The organism is Pseudomonas sp. S07E 245 (assembly GCF_019599025.1).
Lineage (GTDB): Bacteria > Pseudomonadota > Gammaproteobacteria > Pseudomonadales > Pseudomonadaceae > Aquipseudomonas > Aquipseudomonas shirazensis.
Genome location: NZ_CP080625.1, coordinates 3821091 through 3841702 on the forward strand (window position 1 = coordinate 3821091; position 20612 = coordinate 3841702).

At 63.3% G+C, this 20612-nt stretch carries 12 protein-coding genes; 4 read left to right on the forward strand and 8 right to left on the reverse strand.

Going from position 1 to position 20612, the window contains the following annotated elements; translation table 11 throughout:
• The first annotated feature begins 8 nt into the window (after positions 1–8).
• A complete protein-coding gene (locus K3F44_RS17640; RefSeq protein ID WP_220632675.1) occupies positions 9–2819 on the forward strand; it encodes a dermonecrotic toxin domain-containing protein in 2811 nt (936 codons plus the stop codon).
• On the opposite strand, the gene K3F44_RS17645 is transcribed toward K3F44_RS17640, so the two are convergent.
• The 8 genes from K3F44_RS17645 to glnE all read right to left on the reverse strand — a co-directional run bounded on the left by K3F44_RS17645 (position 2792) and on the right by glnE (position 12928).
• A complete protein-coding gene (locus K3F44_RS17645; protein ID WP_220632676.1) occupies positions 2792–4234 on the reverse strand; it encodes a lipopolysaccharide kinase InaA family protein in 1443 nt (480 codons plus the stop codon). The two genes, K3F44_RS17640 and K3F44_RS17645, sit on opposite strands and share 28 nt — an antisense overlap.
• A complete protein-coding gene (locus K3F44_RS17650) occupies positions 4234–4986 on the reverse strand; it encodes a lipopolysaccharide kinase InaA family protein (protein ID WP_150571142.1) in 753 nt (250 codons plus the stop codon). Before K3F44_RS17650 ends, K3F44_RS17645 begins: the two co-directional genes overlap by 1 nt.
• Complete coding sequence (locus K3F44_RS17655) at positions 4983–5717, reverse strand: lipopolysaccharide kinase InaA family protein (RefSeq protein ID WP_150571141.1); 735 nt, start codon at positions 5715–5717, stop codon at positions 4983–4985. Before K3F44_RS17655 ends, K3F44_RS17650 begins: the two co-directional genes overlap by 4 nt.
• Positions 5717–6523 (reverse strand): lipopolysaccharide core heptose(I) kinase RfaP, encoded by an 807-nt coding sequence (gene rfaP, locus K3F44_RS17660; RefSeq protein ID WP_101322444.1) that lies wholly within the window; start codon positions 6521–6523, stop codon positions 5717–5719. The genes K3F44_RS17655 and rfaP overlap by 1 nt, the downstream gene beginning before the upstream one ends.
• On the reverse strand, positions 6520–7644 hold the full coding sequence (locus K3F44_RS17665; protein ID WP_188036796.1) for a glycosyltransferase family 4 protein: 1125 nt from the start codon (positions 7642–7644) through the stop codon (positions 6520–6522). Before K3F44_RS17665 ends, rfaP begins: the two co-directional genes overlap by 4 nt.
• A complete protein-coding gene (waaC, locus tag K3F44_RS17670) occupies positions 7644–8702 on the reverse strand; it encodes a lipopolysaccharide heptosyltransferase I (RefSeq protein ID WP_150573398.1) in 1059 nt (352 codons plus the stop codon). Before waaC ends, K3F44_RS17665 begins: the two co-directional genes overlap by 1 nt.
• Entirely contained in the window at positions 8703–9752 is a 1050-nt protein-coding gene (gene waaF / locus K3F44_RS17675) for a lipopolysaccharide heptosyltransferase II (protein WP_188036797.1), read from the reverse strand.
• 242 nt (positions 9753–9994) lie between these two features.
• Positions 9995–12928 carry a bifunctional [glutamate--ammonia ligase]-adenylyl-L-tyrosine phosphorylase/[glutamate--ammonia-ligase] adenylyltransferase gene (gene glnE, locus K3F44_RS17680; RefSeq protein ID WP_220632677.1) on the reverse strand — a complete coding sequence of 978 codons (2934 nt, stop codon included), beginning with the start codon at positions 12926–12928 and terminating at the stop codon, positions 9995–9997.
• A 383-nt stretch (positions 12929–13311) separates the two neighbouring features.
• On the opposite strand from glnE, the gene aceE reads away from it, so the two are divergent.
• From aceE to K3F44_RS17695, 3 genes are all read left to right on the forward strand, one after another.
• Positions 13312–15957 carry a pyruvate dehydrogenase (acetyl-transferring), homodimeric type gene (aceE, locus tag K3F44_RS17685; protein ID WP_101322449.1) on the forward strand — a complete coding sequence of 882 codons (2646 nt, stop codon included), beginning with the start codon at positions 13312–13314 and terminating at the stop codon, positions 15955–15957.
• A 13-nt stretch (positions 15958–15970) separates the two neighbouring features.
• Positions 15971–17644: a dihydrolipoyllysine-residue acetyltransferase gene (aceF, locus tag K3F44_RS17690; RefSeq protein WP_220632678.1), complete on the forward strand. Its 1674-nt coding sequence runs from the start codon at positions 15971–15973 to the stop codon at positions 17642–17644.
• A gap of 252 nt (positions 17645–17896) precedes the next feature.
• Positions 17897–20590, forward strand: coding sequence for a bifunctional diguanylate cyclase/phosphodiesterase (locus K3F44_RS17695; protein WP_220632679.1), 2694 nt, complete (start codon positions 17897–17899; stop codon positions 20588–20590).
• Positions 20591–20612: the final 22 nt, after the last annotated feature.

The following is a 20612-nucleotide window of genomic DNA, read 5'->3' on the forward strand; positions in this document are numbered from 1 at the left end:
AGCGGGCCATGCAACCTCTCGAACTTATCCAAACACTCACCGGCCAGATCAAGGCGCTGCTCGAACCCCTGCCGGTCATCGAGCAGCCGCTGCACAATGATCTGCAGACGCGACGCAAGCTCCACAGCAACCTGGCCAGCTACTGGTCAGAACTCAATGCTCAAGGCTTGAACCGCAAGCAGTCGCTGATCGCCCTGCGCCAGATTTACCTGCTGGCCGAAATCGACCTGCGCATCACTGACGACACGCTGAGCGCCGATCAGGCCGCACCGCTGCGCACTTGCATCGAGCAACCGCGCGCCTGGCAACGCCAGCAGATAGCGGCAGCACACCGACCTCAGGTCTACCGGCCCCTGCTGGTGAACCTGCAGCCCAACTGGCGCAGCTACCTGCCGGGGGTGATGGTGATCGTCGCGGGCACCCCTGAGGGCACGCTGCTCGACGCCGACAGCGAAACCGGCGAGGCACTGCTGTGCTGCCTGTCACAAGGCATCGAGGTATTTCCCTCGCTCAAGGCCTTGCATGACGAACTGTGCGAACGGCTGGACGACCCTCTACTCAGCAGCACGTTGCTGCACCTGTACGCCGACCCGCAATCCGCCGAGCAGGCGCGTCTGGCTGAGCGTCTGCGTTATGAGTGGTATGCCGATGATCCGATCGAAGCGCAGGTACAGCAACTGATCGACACCCAGCGCCAGCGCCTGAACCTGCCGTCGCTATGGGGCGACGACCAGCCGTCATCGACCACCACGCGACACGCGCAGGTCATGGCGGCACTCAGGCTCGAGGATGATCTTGGTAGCAAGGCAACGCTGAACACGCGCTATTCGCGGTTACTGGAAAAACACATGCCGGCATGGCTGCGCGATGCTGACACGCAAAGCCTCAGCCACATCATGCAGACCATGCAGGAACTGGTGGTGGCCAGTGAAAGAGCAGCGGCTCCAGGCATCCCCACCCAAGCGCAGTTTATTCAGCAGAACGATCTCAGGACATGGACGCGAGCCCGCCTGCAAGAGCGCCTGCTCGATGATTTCGGCCTGCAACTACTACCACAGGACATAACGGTGAGCATCACGCGCGCCCGCCAGGTCGGGCCGCAGCCCTACCCGTTCAACCCATCCCTGTTCATTACCTGGCAAGGCCTCAAACAGGTCGGCAATGAAACCATTGAGATGGTCACCGAGCGCTTGCCACTGGACGATCTGGCCTTGGTCAACCTCGCCTGGTTCAATTACGACTACTGGTTGACCGCCCGTGTCAGCCATACCGAGGCACGCACGCTGCCCCCGGAGCTGACGCCGGCCTACGTGAAGACACTGGTGCGCAGCCTCAATGCCGGCGGGCGCTATGCAGATTTTCTCTACACCCAACTGGTCGACTCGCGCACGGGCCGCTGGCGCCTGCTGGCCCATACTCGAATCAACCGCGCCCGAATGCGTGCCGAAGCGGTCAAGGCCCGGTATGCCGGGCACTTCGCCGAACATCGCGCCGAGCGTGGTTACCGCTGGGCAACGGCGGTACTGGACCAACCCCACAACGCGCTCCGCCCGCCGGTAGATGGCCATACGGTCGTGGTGCGGCAGCTACTGATCCAGGGCCATACGGTGCAGGGGGTGCTACTGATAAACACTGCACAAGGCAGTGTGCCGTCGTTTCTCATGTACACCCCAGACGCGCCAGACCGACGCAACTGGCGCGAGTTTTCCAGCACCCGGCAATTGCTGCGCACCCTGCGCGACAAACCGGCGCTGCGCCAGTACCTGGCCGCTCGGCTACCACAGGTCGAGGAGAGCGAGCTGCAACGGCTGTTGCTCAAAGGGGGCCTGGGCAGTTCTCTACGCCTGCCAGCCATTCACGACGATCTGTTCTTCGCATTGTATATGGCAGAGGTCCGCGCCCAACTTGCAGCAGTCGACACCAGCAGCCGGACGACCCGCGAGGTCAATGTTCAGTCAGTCATCGACCTGTCCTGGCGGTTGCTGGACCTGATAAGCCTGGTACTGCCTGCCAAGCCCCTCATGGCGTTATCGATCGGGCGAATGATCCTGGACATCTGCGATGGCATCCAGGCACACCAGCGAGGCGATATGGAAGGCGTGTTGCGCCATCTCTACAACACCATCAGCCATGCCACGGATGCGGGCGGCAGCTTCTTCGCTACCAGCGTCCTGCGCCGAGCGCTGCGCGGCTTGCCCAAGCAACCGCCACTGCCATTGCCGGCCCGCTACCAAGTCAATGTCGACACCAGCTCGTTGCGCTATCGCATCGATGGTGTGCATGACATCGGTGTCTACGAGCAGGTTTCGGCGTTTGGGGGCTTGTCGTTGTACTTCGTCAGGGACAACCACGGCAGTCATTACAAAGTCAGCTTCGATGGCGAACGCTGGCGGGTTATCGACCCTGAGCAACCGGATGCCTATCTACAGCAGCCGATCAAACGCCTGCGCAGCGGCGAGTGGGTGATCGATTCACCTGTGCTCTGGTATGACGGCCTGCCAGATCTGGCAGCGTTGTGTCATGACTGCCTGCTCACGCCAGCCCGCGCCGGCACCCCTTTGAGCAGCGCAGCGGGCTTGCACGCTGATGGCCAGCAGCTGTACCTGCAGACCCGCAGCGGGCAACTGGGCTTGCGCAGGCATTTGCTGGCAGACCAGTACCACCTGCTGATTCCCCCGGCTGAGCAGACAGGCGTCAAGCCTTGGGCGGTGCTACGCTGGCAGGCGGACGAATGGCGCATCCGGGTGCGCCAGTCGGGCCGCAGCAGCGACTGGCTGGCGCTGCCCGAAGCCTATTCGGCGAGCCGCGGCAACAGCTGATCAATCCGCTTGTGCAAGGCGCTGTCACTCGGCCAGTTTCGCAGCATGCGCGCCCGGTCACGGGCATAGGCAGCCGCGAAGCTGAGTTGAGTGGCGTGCTGGCACATGGCGTCGAGGTCGATCAACGACCATTGGCCGTGCTGCCAGAACAAATTATGGCCTTTCATATCGCCATGGCTGATGCGCTCGCGGATCAACTGCTGCATCAACCTCAGCAAGGCCTGCAACTGCTCGTCGGGCGCATCGCCACTGGTGACGAAGGGCGCAAAACACTCGAGCAGATCCGGTCCATCGGCGTATTCGGTGACCAGATAGGCACGGCTGCGCAGGCCCATGACCCGTTGTTCAAGCACCGCCAGCGGCTTTGGCGTGGCGATGTCGAGAAAGCGCAGACGCTGCCCTTCGATCCACGAATGCCAGGCCCGGCTCGGGCGCCAGAAACGCTTCAACCAGTGCACGGTGTTCTTGATGTTGTAGCGCTTGAGCACCAGCGGCCGGCCGCCAACGTCGACCCGGGCAACGCTTGCGGCGCCACCGGTCTTGTACAGGTGGCCTTGGGCGATCAGCGCATCGGCCTGCTCCAGCACCGGCTGCATGGCTGCCACTTCGCTACGATCGATAGCACGCAGGCCAGACAGGCTGCGTTCGACGCTGAACAGGCTGCACTCGCGACCGGCCTTGTCCAGGAAGTCCTTGAGGCGCCAGGCGCGAACCTTGTCGACCTGCTTCTGCAGGGCTTCCAGCGGCAGCGCGTGCTCACCGTTGGCCAGCAGGTAATGCACCAGCAGCTCTTCGGTGAACGGCTCGAGGCGCTTGGGTAACTGGGCGAAGAATACGCCGAGGTTTTCCAGCACGCGCGGGCGCGACAGGTTTTGCCCCGGCGTCTCGGCCTTGATCCCGGCACCATCGATCAGGTACAGCTGGCCACCGTGGCGGAGCAGGTTATCCAGATGCAGATCAGCCTGCCACAAGCCCTTGGCGTGCATCTGCGCAACCGCCCCAAGCGCCTCTCCCAGTACCTGTTGCTGCTCATCGGCCAGCGGCGCCAGCGCCTCGACCTCAGCCCAGGCAGCGCCCAGGCTCTGGGCGTTTTCCAGGTACTCGAACAACAGCCAGCCGCCCTCGCCCTCTTGCAGACCGTCAGCCAGCAGTTGCGGAGTGGTCAAGCCTTGCGCGGCAATCAGCTTGACGCCATCCAGCTCGCGCTGAAAATGCCGTGCAGCATTGCTGCCGACCAGCAGCTTGGCCAGCACCGGCTTGCCGCGCCAAATACCAGCACCGACGTAGCGTTGCCCAGGCAGCACCCGCAGCAGGCTGAGCAGCTGCAGCTCAGCGCTGCCAGCAGCATCGGCCAAGGTAATGTTCAGCGGCAGGCTCGGCGTGCGCCCAGCCGCCTTGAGTTCAGACAAACGCATCAACGGGCCTCTTTTTCATGCTGGCGGCGCACCAGCCGCTGCAGCCAGGTAGTCACCAGCGCGCTGTCGGCCGGTTGCTGCAGATAGGCCGCCAGCAGACTGCGCACATCGCCTTCGCTCCAGGCGCGGGCACGGCGCAGCAAAGGTTCCAGATCTTTCAGCCGGTCGCGCATGCCAAGCAGCAGCGGCCGGGTCTTTTCCAGGTCGATCAGTTGCGCCTGCCAGCCTTCGCGGCGCTCGCGCAGGAAGATGTGCTTGGGATAGAAGCAACCGTGCACCTGACCGGCGGCGTGCAAGGTACGCCCCAGTTGGCCGCAGGCCTGGAGGATGCCCAGGCGTTTTTCGGCGGCCAGTTGCGGCCACTGCGCCAGCAGGCTGTCGAGGTCGTTCCACTCATCCAGGGCGCGAGTCATGAGCATCGCGCGGTGCTCGCCGTTGCCCTTGCGCTCACCGTAGAACACCGCCTGCAAGGCCGGGATCTTCAGCTTCTGGTAGCGCGTGATATTGCGAAACTCGCGGGCAAATGTCGGCTCACCGAAGGGCCGATGCAGGGTGCGAGTGAAGTAGTTGAGCTGGCGTTTGAGGTAGTAGCCCTTGCCCTCCAGCTCCAGGCGAAACACGCTGCTCCAGCCGCCACGGCCGGTATTGGGTTCGTCCACCGCATCGAGTTGCAGCGCCCACAGCGCTTCGAAATCGTTCAAGCCGTGGCGTTGCAGCAGGGCAAGCTCGCTACTGGCCAGATAGTCGGTCATTCCCTTCCCTCGAAAAAGCGCACCACTTCGCGTACCCGTTTTTTGTCGCTCGCGTTCAACCGCTGGTGCCCGCGGTACTGCAGGTAGAAGCGCAGGCGCTGAGTCGCCGACAGGTGATACTTGGCGACCTTGTCCAGGCAGGCCAGGTCCTTGATCACTCGATGGCGGAGCATGAAGCCGCGCCAGAAATCGCCGGTCGGGCAATCGATGAAGAATAGCGTGCCCTGATCGTCCACCAGCAGGTTGCGCCACTTCAGATCGTTATGGGTGAAGTGGTTGTCGTGCATGACCCGCGTATGCCGGGCCAACTGACGGCTGACGTGGTCGACCCAAGCGCGGTCGGCCAGGCGCGGATCATTGCGCTTGGCCAGTTCGGACAGGTCTTCGGTACGCGGCAGCTCGCGGGTGATCATCGCCCCACGGCCAAAGGCCAGGCCATTGCGCTCCAGGCCCCAGCCGATCACTTCGGCGGTGGGAATGCCCCACTTGGCGAACTGCTTGAGGTTCTGCCACTCGGCCTTGATCCGCGGCCGGCCCAGGTAGCGGCGCAAGTGCTTGCCGGCGCCGGTATAGCGTTTGACGTAGTAGTACACGCCATCGCGCTGGATCCGCACCACTTCGCTGAGCGGGTCGCGGGTCAGGCGCTCGCCGTCGATGGCGAACACTGCCTCGAGGCTGCCGAAATCTGCTGCCAGGTGTTGATACTCCGGCAGCAGCGTCCAGCCCGCCATCAGAGTGCATCCCCGTAGCGTTGTTTGCGCGCGTACAGTTTCTGCGCCTTGCCTTCGAGCCAGGCCAGCAGGCGCGCCTCCTCGGTGAGGATCTGACGCAGCGGTTGCTGGAAGTAACCGCGCAGGAAGCGCAGCTTGTCGCGCCGGGTCAGGCCGATATCCAGCGCCGAGAAGTACAGCGCGGCCAGGTCCTTGTCGCGCCAGCGGCGGCTGATGCTGCTGCGGGTCTGGGCGCGGTGCAGGTCGATTACCGACAGTTTGAAGTCGTCGGCACTCACCGGGCGATCAGTATGCAGAAGGAAATGGCAGATGTAGCAGTCGCGGTGGTTGACCCCGGCGCGGTGCATGCCGCCGGTCATCTTCGCCACTTCGGCGATCAGCGCGTGTTTGAGGCGCGGCAGCGGCGGCTGCTTGACCCAGTCGATGCTGAAGTCTTCCAGGCTGATGGTCGGCGCCAGCTCTTCGGTGATGATGAACGAGTGCTGCTGCGCCGGATTGCTGCCGCGCTCGCCGTAGGCGACTGCGGTCATGGTCGGCACGCCGACTTCATGCAGGCGCTGGATGGCGCGCCATTCCTGGCCGGCACCGAGTACCGGCAGCTTGGCGCTGAACAGGTTCTTGAAGATCTCGCCCCAGCCGATGCCACGGTGAATCTTGACGAAGTAACCTGCGCCCTCGACCTCGGTGCGCAGCGTGCGCCGGCCTTCCAGTTCGCGGAACACTTCGCCCTGCAGTTGCTCGGCGGCCTCGAAGGCATCGCGCCCGGCCCACAGCCGTTGGAACGGCTGCGCCAATATCAGCTTCATGCGCGCTCCTGGTTAAGGATCACATCGGCGGCATGCTGCGGCATGCTGTAGAGGTCGGCGCTGTCGGCAAACGCCAGGCCATTGCGCGACCAGGCCGCACGGGCCTCGCCGTCTTCGAGCATGCGTTGCAGGTAGCGGTCGAGCTGCTCCTGCGCGAACGGCTCATCGAGCACCAGGCCGCTGTCGGCCTCGGCGATGTAATGGGCATAACCGCATACTTTCGAGACCAGCACCGGCAAGCCGGCGACCAGCGCTTCGAGCAGCACGGTGCCGGTGTTTTCGTTGTAGGCCGGGTGGATCAGCAGGTCAGCACCCAACAGGAAGCGCGGGATATCGCTGCGCCCCTTGAGAAATTGCACCTGCTCGCCCAGGCCCAGCCCGGCACTTTGCAGCTGGAACACTTTGGGGTCGTCCTGGCCGATGACCATCAGCCGGGTGCGCTTGCGCAACGCCGCCGGCAGCGCAGCCAGCGCCTTGAGGCTGCGGTCGACGCCCTTGGTCTTGAAGCCGGAGCCGATCTGCACCAGCAGCAGGTCATCGTCAGCAAGCTTGAACTCCTGACGGAACTGCGCACGGATTTCAGCGGCGTTGGCCGGCGCCCGACGGTCCTGGGAAATCCCTGGTGGCAGCAGATGAAAACGCTCCACCGGTGTACCGTAGTGTTTGATGAACAGCGGCTGCTGCACTTCGGAGATCATCAGGATCTCGGTGCGGGCATCCTTGGCGAACACCGCACGCTCGTATTCGGCGAAGTGGCGGTAACGGCCCCAGCGCCGGTACAGGCTGCCGCGCAGGGTCTGCGCCTTGTCTTCGAAGCAGCCGTCGGCAGCGTAGTAGACGTCCAGTCCGGGCATCTTGTTAAAGCCGATCAGGCGGTCGACCGGGCGCTTGGCCAGGTCAGCGGCCATCCAGGCGCTGAGCTTCTCGTTGCGGCGATGGTTGAAGATCGCCTTGACCGGCGCCACCAGCACTTCGAAGCCAGGCGGAACCTCGCCCTCCCAGATCAGCGTATAGACGCGGATCTGATGACCACGCTGCTGGCACTCCAGGGCAATGCGCATGAAGTCACGCTGCAGCCCGCCAAACGGGAAGTATTTGTACAGTACGAAAGCCAGTTGCATTAACGAACATCCTCAGCCAGCAGCAACGCGCTCAAGCGGCTCGCCACATGCTCGGGATTCAGGCGAGTGAAGCACAGCGGCCACTCGCGTTTGATATCGAACCGGCGCAGATCCTCGGCGCTCGGTTTATAGGTGCACTTCTTTTGCAGGCAGGGCGCGCAAGGGAAGTCGCTGGCCTGGTGGACCTGGACACGTCCGTAGGCGCCGGTCAAACCAGGGTTGGTGGGTCCAAACAGGGAAATGGTCGGTACATCCAGTGCTGCAGCCAGATGACCCAGGCCGGTATCCACCGCCACGCAGGCCTTGGCGGCGGCCAACACGCGAGCCACCCCTACCAGATTCAATTTGGGCAGTACCTGGCAATTACTCAAGCCCTGGGCGATGCGCTCGGCACGGTCTTTTTCGGCCTGATTGCCCCACGGCAGGCAGACCTGCAGGTTGCGCCGGCCCATGCGTTCGGCCAACTCGCGCCAGTAGGCCTCTGGCCAATGCTTGGTTGCCCAGGTCGTGCCATGCAGGAACACCACGAACGGCGCCGTGGGTGGCAATTGCAGACGGTCGAGGTCCAGGCCGTAGTTGCCGATGCCTTCGGGCAGGTCGTAAGCCAGCGCCAGGGCAAACAGCTGGCGCAGGCGCTCCACCGCATGCTGGCCGACCGCAACCGACAACGGCCGGTCATAGAAGCGGCTGGACAGGCCTTCACGCGCCGAGAAGCGATCTAACCCAGCCACCGGCGCCTTGACATAACGGGTCAGCCAAGCCGATTTGACCAGGCCCTGGGCGTCGATCACCAGGTCATACTGGCGCTCGCGCAGGCGCTGCTTGAAGGCTTTCCATTCACCGCTCTTGAGGGTCTGCCAGATGTTCTTGCGCCAGCGCCGGATCGCTACCGGAATCACCCGGTCGACCGCTGGGTGCCAGCTCGGGATCTCGGCAAAACCCTCTTCCACCACCCAGTCGAAACGGATGCCGGGGATGGCGTGAGCGGCATCGGTCAGCGCCGGCAAGGTATGAATCACGTCTCCCAACGAAGACGTCTTGATGATCAGAACCCGCACTCAGTCGACCTCAGCCAGAACATCGATACGGTTCGGCCCAGCCAGATTATGCAGCGCGGCAATGACCTTGCCCGGCTCAAGCAGACGCAGGCAGTTGTAATGACCAAAGCGGCAGGTGCGGTCGAAGCACGGGCTGCATTCCAGGCCCAGGCGGACCACTTCGACTTGTTCGGCCAAGGGCGGGGTGAAGCCCGGCGAGGTCGAGCCGTACACCGCCACCAGCGGGCGGTTAAGCGCCGCGGCGACGTGCATCAGCCCTGAGTCGTTGGAAACCACCGCATCGGCGCAGGACATCAGGTCGATGGCCTCGGCCAGCGAGGTTTCGCCGGAAAGGTTGTAAGACTCTTCGCGCAGGCCGGGGATCAACCGCTCGCGGATGGCTTCGCCAACCGGGTGGTCTTTCTTCGAGCCAAACAGCCAGACCTGCCAGCCCTGGCGGATCATGGCGTCGGCGACTTCGGCGTAGTGCTCGGCCGGCCAGCGCTTGGACTCGCCAAACTCGGCGCCCGGGCACAAGGCCAGGACCGGCCGGTCCAGCGCCAGGCCGAACTTGGCCAGCGCGGCGTCGCGGCTCGGCGCCTCGATCTGCAGGCTTGGCCGCGGATACGGCTGCGGCAGCTCGGCGCCGGGCGCATAGGCCAGGGCCATGAAGCGCTCGATCATCAGCGGGTAACGCGCCTTGTCCAGCTTGCGCACGTCGTTGAGCAACAGGTAGCGCATCTCGCCGCGCCAACCGGTGCGTTTGGGGATGCTGGCAAAGTACGGCACCAGCGCCGACTTCAACGAATTGGGCAACAGGATCGCCTGGTCGTACTGGCCCGCCAGCGACTTGCCGATCCGCCGGCGCGTGGCCAGCTCCAGCGCGCCGTGGCCGAGCGGGAAGCTCAAGGCCTGGCGCACTTCGGGCATGCGTTCGAGCAGCGGCCGGCTCCATTCGGGCGCCAGCACGTCGATCTCACACTCAGGGTGCTGCTGCTTCAGGCACTGGAACAAGGTCTGCGCCATTACCATGTCGCCGACCCAGCTGGGGCCAATGATCAGTATTCTCATGCTTTGTCCAGGAACGCTGGGGGAAAGTGCAGCACGGTCTCCCCTCTTTATATTCAGGCTAGGTGGCGTGCAGTGTACCACTGGTGGTGGAGCAAGGCTTTTAGCGCCTGTAACGCAAAAGAACACGAGCTCAGCACGCCGCTCATAACCCGCTCCCACAAGTTTTTGCGGCGCAGCCTAACCCTGTGGGTTTACCGGGACGCCGGACTGCCGCGAAGGGCCGCCCTGCGGCCCCAGCGATTTCAGCTCAAACCCAACTCACCCCAGATCCGGCGCACTTCGGCGCGTTCAGTGGCGAACTGCGCGGCGTCGATCACCCCGGCCTGCTTTTGCAGGGCCTGGCGGTGCGAGGCCGAGCGAAACGCCTTGTACACTTCTCGCAGCAATATTGCATCGCTGGCCGGCACCAGCCCGGCCTGTTCGAGTTCTTCGAGGATGCGGATGTTGTCGGTCCAGCGCAGCAGCGCCGGGTGCGCGTGCGACCAGGCCAGCGCCGCGTACTGGACCATGAACTCGATATCGACGATGCCGCCGGCATCTTGTTTGATATCGAACGGCACGCCAGCCTCGAAGGCATTGCTCGCAGTGCCTGCCGCAGTCTGCTTGGTGCCCAGGCTGCCGCGCATCTTGGCGCGCATCTCGCTGACCTCGGCGCGCAGTTTGTCCAGATCACGTGGCTGGCCGAGCACCCTCGCCCGCACCGCTTCAAACGCGCTCGCCACGTCCTTGCAGCCAACCAGCACCCGCGCCCGTACCAGCGCCTGATGCTCCCAGGTCCAGGCTTCCCCTTGCTGGTAACGCTCGAACGCACCGAGCGAGCTGACCAGCAAGCCGGCAGCGCCCGAGGGACGCAGGCGCATGTCGACGTCATACAGCTGGCCGGAGTTGGTCTGGGTGGTCAGCAGGTGAATGATGCGCTGGCCCAGACGGGTGTAGAACTGCGCGCTGTCGATCGGCTTGGCGCCGTCGGTTTCAGCCTGCGGATCGCCGTCATGGATAAACACCAGGTCGAGATCAGAGCCGTGGCCCAGCTCGATGCCGCCGACCTTGCCGTAACCGACGATGATGAAACCTGGATCACACAGGCTGCCATCGCTGCGTTTGGGCTGACCGTGACGGGCCACGGTCTGGCGCCAGGCCAGGGCCAGCACCTGGTCAAGAATCGCCTCGGCCAGCCAGGTCAGGTAGTCACTGACCTTCATCAATGGCAGGTTGCCGCTGATTTCCGAGGCAGCCACGCGCAGGCTGTGCGCCAGCTTGAAGTGGCGCAGGGCTTCCATCTGCTGCTCGAGGTCGTCTTCGGGGATGCGGGTCAGCCGCTCGCGTAGCTCGCTGGCCAATTCCGGCGCCAGCGGCGGGCTGAACAGACGGCCCTCGTTGAGCAGTTCATCGAGCAGCAGCGGATAGCGGGCAATCTGTTCGGCGATCCACGGGCTGGCTGCGCACAGCGTCAGCAGACGGCGCAGGGCACTTGGGTTCTCGGTCAGCAACACCAGGTACGCCGAGCGCCGCGCCACCGCCTCGACCAGCGGCAGTACCCGCTCCAATACCAAGTCGGGATTGTCGTGTTCAACGGCCTGAGCCAGCAGGCGCGGGATAAATGCATCCAGGCGTTCGCGGCCCAGACGCTGCATCGAACGCAGCTGCGGGCTGGCGCGCAGCCCGGTCAGGCGGCGCAAGGCATCGGCTGGCTGGCCGAAGCCGGCTTCTTCAAGCTGGCGGCAGGCGGCCTCTTCATCCTGGGCCTGCTCCCACAGCGGCGACCATTCGCCACCCACCACCAGTTCGCCCTCGGCCTCGTCTTCATCCGGGTCAGCAATGACCTGGCGGAAGTGCCAGTCGATGCGCCCGCGCCAGTACATCAACTGGGCATGGAAGCTGTCCCAGTCGGCAAAGCCGAGGATGAATGCAACCCGCGCCCGATCGATGTCGCTGTCGGGCAACATCTGCGTCTGCCGGTCGGCAATGGCCTGGATGGCGTGTTCGGTATAACGCAGGAATTCATAACCTTCGCGCAGCTCGGTAATCACTGCAGGCGGCAAATAGCCCTGCCCTTCAAGGGTGGCCAGCACCTTCAGCAGTGGCCGCTGCTGCAGGCTCAGGTCGCGCCCACCATGGATCAGCTGGAAAGCCTGGGCGATGAACTCGACCTCGCGAATGCCTCCGGCGCCCAGCTTGATGTTGTCGGCCATGCCCTTGCGCCGCACTTCCTGCTGAATCAGCTGCTTCATGGTGCGCAGCGCTTCGATTGCCGAGAAGTCCAGGTAGCGCCGGTACACGAACGGCCGCAGCATCTCCTGCAACTGGGCGCCGGCAGCCTGATCACCGGCCACAACACGCGCCTTGATCATGGCGTAGCGTTCCCAGTCGCGGCCCTGGTCCTGGTAGTACTGCTCCAGTGCATTGAACGACAGCACCAGCGCGCCGGCCGAGCCGTAGGGACGCAGGCGCATGTCGACGCGAAACACAAAGCCATCGACGGTGACCGGATCGAGTGCCTTGATCAGGCGCTGGCCGAGGCGGGTGAAAAACTCCTGGTTGTCCAGCGAGCGCTTGACCCCCTCGGTCTCGCCGCCCTCGGCAAAGGCGAAGATCAGGTCGATGTCCGAAGACAGGTTCAGCTCGACCGCACCCAGCTTGCCCATGCCCAGTACGACCATGTGCTGCGCCTCGCCACTGCGGTTGCCGATAGGCGTGCCGAACTGCTGGCAATGCCGCGGGTACAGCCATTGGTAAGCCTGATCGATGCAGGCGTCGGCCATACCTGACAGGTCGCGGCAGGTTTCCCCCAGCGCCGCCTGGCGGGTAATGTCGCGCCAGATGATGCGCATCTGCTGACGGTTGCGGGCCCGGCGCAGGTTGCGCGCCAGCTCTTCTTCGCTCTGCGCCGCCTGGGCCACTGCGGCAATCCGCGCGGTCATCTCGCCCGGCGCATAGGCCTGCTCCAGGTCACCGCTGGCCAGCAGCTCGAGCAACATACCCGGCTCGCGCTGAGCCTGATCGAAGATGAACTCGCTGGCGGCAGCCACCTGCTCGAACTGCTGCCGATGCTCGGCGCTCAACGTAGACAGGCCAGGGTCGTCCTGACTGCTCAGCGCCTCGTTCAGCAGCTGTTGGTTACGGGCGACCAGTGGTTGCAAGCCAGCGGGCAGATCGAGAGGCAAAGGCAGACGCATGGGCTATCCTTGATCGGCAACAAAGAGAGGGGTGTAATTGGCTACGGGGAAGCGGGACCGCGGTTGAAGTGTCATACAAAAGTTGTAAATAGCTGAAATCAACGAATCATTGGCATTAAATATCAAGATCCACCCGCCTCAGCTACATCGCCAACCAACATGAACGTTTTTCCCCACAAGCCAGGGTGCGACCAAACGTCGCATTTCTGTAGTATTACTACTACCCCAACCGTGTAAAAGCATGAAATGCGAAAGCTTTTGTAGTAAAACTACACGGCGCCGGGTCACACTCCGGTAATCCAAGAATTCACGACGTCTGCCCATAAGGCCAGTCGCAAACTCAGGCAGCCGATTCTGGTTGCCTTTCCGCCCTGGAGCAAGCCATGCAAGACCTCGATCCAATCGAAACCCAGGAATGGCTGGATGCCCTGGAGTCGGTCCTCGACAAAGAAGGCGAAGACCGCGCTCATTACCTGATGACCCGTATGGGCGAGCTGGCCACCCGCAGTGGGTCCCAGCTGCCGTATGCCATCACCACGCCATACCGCAACACCATCCCTGTCACCCACGAAGCACGCATGCCTGGCGACCTGTTCATGGAACGCCGCATTCGCTCGTTGGTGCGTTGGAACGCACTGGCCATGGTCATGCGCACCAACCTGAAGGATTCGGACCTGGGCGGACACATCTCGAGCTTTGCCTCCAGTGCCACCCTGTATGACATCGGCTTCAACTACTTCTTCCAGGCCCCGACCGACGAACACGGCGGCGACCTGATCTTCTTCCAGGGCCACGCCTCGCCTGGCGTCTACGCCCGTGCCTTCATGGAAGGCCGGATCAGCGAAGAGCAGATGAACAACTTCCGTCAGGAAGTCGATGGCAAAGGCCTGTCGTCCTACCCGCACCCATGGCTGATGCCTGACTTCTGGCAGTTCCCGACCGTTTCGATGGGTCTGGGCCCGATCCAGGCGATCTACCAGGCGCGCTTCATGAAGTACCTCGAAGCCCGCGGCTACATCCCGGCCGGCAAGCAAAAGGTCTGGTGCTTCATGGGCGACGGCGAGTGCGACGAGCCGGAATCCCTGGGCGCGATCTCCCTGGCTGGCCGCGAGAAGCTGGACAACCTGATCTTCGTCATCAACTGCAACCTGCAGCGCCTCGACGGCCCAGTGCGCGGTAACGGCAAGATCATCCAGGAACTCGAAGGCGTGTTCCGTGGCGGTGGCTGGAACGTCAACAAAGTGGTCTGGGGCCGTTTCTGGGACCCACTGCTGGCCAAGGACGTCGACGGTATCCTGCAACGTCGCATGGACGAAGTCATCGACGGCGAGTACCAGAACTACAAGGCCAAGGACGGCGCGTACGTCCGTCAGCACTTCTTCAACACCCCAGAGCTCAAGGCCATGGTCGAAGACCTGTCCGATGACGAGATCTGGAAGCTCAACCGTGGCGGCCACGACCCGTACAAGGTCTACGCGGCGTACCACCAGGCTGTGAACCACAAGGAACAGCCGACCGTCATCCTGGCCAAGACCATCAAGGGTTACGGTACCGGTGCTGGCGAAGCCAAGAACACCGCGCACAACACCAAGAAGGTCGACGTCGACAGCCTGCGTCACTTCCGTGATCGTTTCGACATCCCGGTCAAGGACGACGAGCTGGAGAACCTGCCGTTCTTCAAACCAGAAGAAGGCAGCGCCGAGGCCCGTTACCTGGCCGAGCGTCGCTCCGCCCTGGGTGGCTTCGTACCACAGCGCCGCGCCAAGAGCATGAGCATCCCGACCCCGCCCCTGGAAACCCTCAAGGCTATCCTGGACGGCTCGGGCGACCGTGAAATCTCCACCACCATGGCCTTCGTGCGGATCCTCGCGCAGCTGGTCAAGGACAAAGAGATTGGCCAGCGCATCGTTCCGATCATCCCGGACGAAGCCCGTACCTTCGGTATGGAAGGCATGTTCCGCCAGCTGGGCATCTACTCGTCGGTCGGCCAGCTCTACGAGCCAGTCGACAAAGACCAGGTGATGTTCTACCGCGAAGACAAGAAAGGTCAGATTCTCGAAGAAGGCATCAACGAAGCCGGCGCCATGTCGTCGTTCATCGCTGCCGGTACTTCGTACTCGAACCACAACCAGCCGATGCTGCCGTTCTACATCTTCTACTCGATGTTCGGCTTCCAGCGTATCGGTGACCTGGCCTGGGCCGCTGGCGACAGCCGCACCCGTGGCTTCCTGATCGGCGGTACCGCCGGCCGTACCACCCTCAACGGTGAAGGCTTGCAGCACGAAGACGGTCATAGCCACCTTCTGGCCGGGACCATCCCGAACTGCCGCACCTACGATCCAACCTACGGCTATGAGCTGGCGGTGATCATTCAGGACGGCATGAAGAAGATGACCGAAGAGCAACAGGACATCTTCTACTACATCACCGTGATGAACGAATCCTACCAGCAGCCGGCAATCCCGGCCGGTGTCGAGGAAGGTATCGTCAAGGGCATGTACCTGCTCGAAGAAGACACCCGCGACGCGGCACACCACGTTCAGCTGATGGGTTCCGGCACCATCCTGCGTGAAGTCCGTGAAGCTGCGAAGATCCTGCGCGAAGAGTTCAACGTCGGTGCCGACGTGTGGAGCGTTACCAGCTTCAACGAACTGCGTCGCGACGGCCTCGCCGTAGAACGCGCCAACCGCCTCAAGCCTGGCCAGAAGCCACAGCAGACTTACGTCGAGCAGTGCCTGACCGGTCGCAAAGGCCCGGTTATCGCATCGACCGACTACATGAAGATTTTTGCCGAGCAGATCCGTCAGTGGGTGCCGAGCAAAGAGTTCAAAGTCCTGGGTACCGATGGTTTCGGTCGCAGCGACAGCCGCAAGAAGCTGCGTCACTTCTTCGAAGTTGACCGTCACTTCGTGGTGCTGGCTGCCCTGGAAGCCTTGGCTGACCGTGGCGAGATCGAACCGAAGGTGGTAGCTGATGCCATCGTCAAGTTCGGCATCGACCCGGACAAGCGCAACCCACTGGACTGCTGAGGAGTATTTTTAAGTGAGCGAACTCATTCGCGTACCTGACATCGGCAGCGGTGAAGGTGAAATCATCGAGCTGTTCGTCAAGGTTGGCGACCGCATCGAGGCTGACCAGAGCCTGCTGACCCTGGAGTCCGACAAGGCCTCCATGGAGATTCCGGCGCCTAAAGCCGGCATCGTCAAAGAGCTCAAGGTCAAGCTGGGCGATCGCCTGAAAGAAGGCGACGAACTGCTGGTTCTGGAAGCCGAGGGCGCTGCGGCGTCCGAGGCTCCAGCCGCTGCTGCGCCTGCCGCCGAACAACCGGCTGCCGCGCCTGCGCCAGCCGCCGAGGCTGCTCCTGCGCCGGCCGCAGCTCCTGCTGCTGCCACCGTGCAGGACATCCACGTGCCGGACATCGGCTCGTCGGGCAAGGCCAAGATCATCGAAGTACTGGTCAAGGCCGGCGACACCGTCGAAGCTGACCAGTCGCTGATCACCCTGGAGTCCGACAAGGCCTCCATGGAGATCCCTTCGCCTGCCGCTGGCGTGGTTGAAGAAGTGATCGCCAAGCTGGACGACGAAGTCGGCACCGGTGACCTGATCCTCAAGTTGAAGATCGCTGGCGCCGCACCTGCTGCGGCCCCTGCCCAGGCGGCTGCCGCACCGGCCAAGGCTGAGGCTGCTCCGGCTGCCGCACCGGCCAAGGCTGAGGCTGCTCCGGCTGCCGCACCTGCCGCCGCACCGGCTCCAGCTGCTGCACCGGCCCAGGCTGCTGCCCCGGCTGCTGCCAGCAACGCCAAGGTCCATGCCGGCCCTGCGGTACGTCAGCTGGCCCGTGAATTTGGTGTCGAGCTGGGCGCTGTTTCGGCTACTGGCCCGCACGGTCGCATCCTCAAGGAAGACGTGCAGGTCTACGTCAAGGCGATGATGCAGAAGGCCAAGGAAGCGCCGGCCGCCGCCGGTGCAACCGGTGGTGCTGGTATCCCGCCGATCCCGGTGGTCGACTTCAGCAAGTTCGGTGAAGTCGAAGAAGTGGCCATGACCCGCCTGATGCAGGTCGGCGCTGCCAACCTGCACCGCAGCTGGCTCAACGTGCCGCACGTGACTCAGTTCGATTCGGCTGACATCACCGAGCTGGAAGCCTTCCGTGTCGCGCAAAAAGCCGTAGCGGAAAAGGCCGGCGTCAAGCTGACCGTACTGCCGCTGCTGCTCAAGGCCTGCGCCCACCTGCTCAAGGAGCTGCCGGACTTCAACAGTTCGCTGGCACCAAGCGGCAAGGCAATCATCCGCAAGAAGTACGTCAACGTCGGTTTCGCCGTCGACACCCCGGATGGTCTGCTGGTCCCGGTCATCAAGAACGTCGACCAGAAGAGCCTGCTGCAACTGGCTGGCGAAGCTGCGGCACTGGCTGAAAAAGCCCGTACCAAAAAGCTTTCGGCCGACGAGATGCAGGGCGCCTGCTTCACCATCTCCAGCCTCGGTCACATTGGCGGCACTGGCTTCACGCCGATCGTCAACGCGCCGGAAGTGGCGATCTTGGGTGTATCCAAGGCAACCATCCAGCCAGTCTGGGATGGCAAGGCCTTCCAGCCCAAGCTGATGCTGCCGCTGTCGCTGTCGTACGATCACCGTGTGATCAACGGCGCTGCTGCTGCGCGCTTCACCAAGCGCCTGAGCGACTTGCTGGGTGATATCCGCACCATCCTGCTGTAATGCTGCAACTGCTGCCCCGGCACATGCCGGGGCAGCAGGCACCACTTTCGAGCTGCCACGCTCGTACCTCAACCCCGCCCCTGGCGGGGCTTTTTTTTGCCCGCAAAACTGCAACCGGCTGCAGAAACTCACACCCCTGCCGATAAACTGCCAATAGCCCGACATGGCCGCTTGCCAGCCTTCGGGACATGATGCAACCTTGCCAGATGCGCTGCCTGCCAGGCCCTGTCACCCTCTTCAAGCGAGTCTTCGATGAAAAGCCAACCCGATGCCGCGACCCGAGTGGCGGCCGAGGTCGTGACCCAGCTACCCGTGCCCTCGCGGCTGGGCATGCTGCGTTTCGAAAGGCTCAACGAAGCCAACTGGGCGATGCTCTACCTGGACCCCAACTGCGACCGCCAATTCGGCCTGCCTGCCGCTGAGCTGTGTGCGCTGGTCAGCTCGCCGTATGCCAGCCTGATGGAGCCCGAAGCACGCTATCGCCTGCATGACGAGATCCAGCTGCAGCTGTCGCGCCGTGGTCATTACCGGGTGCGCTACACCCTGCACGTTGGCCCGGCGCCATTGCGTTTGCTGGAGTGCGGCGAAGTCTACAAGCAGCATGGCCGGCAGCTGCTGCGCGGGTACCTGACGGTGCTCGATGATCACGCCGAAGACAGCATCAACATGACCGCCAGCGACCTGGAAACCCGCAACAACCGCCTGCAGATCGCCCTGCAGCTGAACCAGCGCGCGCAGCAGGAACAGCTAGAGCATCTGGAGCGGGTACGGGCCCAGCAAGACTTGATTCTGCGCCTGGCGCGGCAGCGCTACAGCGCCGACAACTCGCTGCTCGAAGCCGCCGAGCTGATCACCCGCAGCGCCTGTGAAATCTACAACGTCGACTGCTCGAGCATCTGGTACCTGCATGACCAGCAGCTGGAGCCGATTACCGCTTGGTACCGGCTTGACCAGGAGCACCGCCTACCGGCCCCGATCGACGCCAGCCAGTTCCCCGACTACATCGAAGCGCTGCATGCCAGCCGCGCCATCGACGCGCACAACGCCAGCCACGACCCGCGCACCCGCGACATGGCGCAGAGCCTGTTCCCGGCCTCCGACAACGCCATGCTCGACGCCAGTATCCGCGTCGACGGCCAGGTAGTCGGCGTGCTGTGCCTGGAGCAGACCGGCATGCCGCGGGCCTGGCAGTCGGATGAAATCGCTTTTGCAGGCGAGCTCGCCGACCAGTTCGCCCAGGTCATCACCAACCACAACCGGCGTACCGCTGCCAGCGCGTTGCACCTGTTCCAGCGCGCGGTCGAGCAGAGCGCCAGCGCCTTTTTGCTGGTCAACCGCGACGGCGTGGTCGAGTACGTCAACCCAAGTTTCACCGCGATCACCCAGTACAGCACCGATGAGGTCCAGGGCCATCGCCTGTCCGAACTGCCGGCCCTGGAAAACCTCAGCGAGCTGCTGTTCGATTCGCCGTCGAGCCTGGATATGGGCAACAGCTGGCAGGGCGAATTCAAGAGCCGGCGCAAGAACCTCGAACCCTACTGGGGTCAGCTGTCGATTTCCAAGGTGTACGGCGACAACCGCGAGTTGACCCACTACATCGGCATCTACGAAGACGTCACCCAGAGCAAGCTGGCTCAGCAGCGCATCGAGCGCCTGGCCTACACCGACAACCTGACCAACCTGGGCAACCGCCCGGCGTTCATTCGCAACCTCGATGAGCGCTTCAGCCGCGACAGCGCCAGTTCGCTGTGCCTGCTGCTGGTCGACATCGACAACTTCAAGCGGATCAACGACAGCCTTGGCCACCAGACCGGCGACAAGCTGCTGGTGAGCCTGGCCCGACGCCTGCGCAACAGTCTGACCGTCGGCGGCATCCTTGCGCGCTTTGCCAGTAACGAATTTGCCGTGCTGCTCGACCACACCAGCCTGGAGGGCGGCCAGAGCATTGCCCTGCAACTGCTGCGCACCCTCGACAAGCCGATGTTCGTCGACAACCAGCTGATCAACGTCACCGCCTCGGTCGGCCTGGCCTGCGCGCCGCTGCACGGCAGCGACCCGCAGACCCTGATGAAAAACGCCGGCCTCGCCCTGCACAAGGCCAAGGCCAACGGCAAGCATCAGGTGCAGGTGTTCACCGAAGTGCTCAACGCCGAAGCCAGCTACAAGCTGTTCGTCGAGAACAACCTGCGCCGCGCCCTGACCCAGAACGAGCTGGAGGTGTTCTACCAGCCCAAGCTGTGCCTGCGCAGCGGGCGCCTCCTCGGGCTGGAAGCGTTGCTGCGCTGGAACCACCCGGAGCGCGGCATGATCCGCCCGGATCAGTTCATCAGCGTGGCAGAAGAAACCGGCCTGATCATCCCCATCGGCAAGTGGGTGGTGCGCCAGTCGTGCCGCATGAGCCTTGAACTGAGCGCCGCTGGCCTGGGTGACCTGCACGTCGCCATCAACCTTTCACCCAAGCAGTTTTCCGACCCGGAGCTGGTCAGCTCGATCGGCTCGATCATCAAGGAAGAAGGCCTGCCTTCGCACTTGCTGGAACTGGAGCTGACCGAAGGCTTGCTGCTTGAGGCAACCGAAGACACCCACCGCCAGCTGATCGAACTGAAGACATTGGGGCTGACCCTGGCGATGGACGACTTTGGTACCGGCTACTCGTCGCTGAGCTACCTGAAGAAATTCCCGATCGATATCATCAAGATCGACCGCAGCTTCATCAACGAAATCCCGGACAACCAGGACGACATGGAAATCACCTCGGCGGTGGTGGCCATGGCCCACAACCTCAAGCTCAAGGTAGTCGCCGAGGGCATCGAGACCCCTGCGCAGCTGGCCTTCCTGCGCCGCCATCGCTGTGACGTCGGCCAGGGCTACCTGTTCGATCGGCCAATCCCCGGCCGCGAACTGGTTGAGCGCCTCAAGCGCTACCCGCGCGGACCAGTGGCCTGACAGCGCGCTCAGTCTCGGGCAC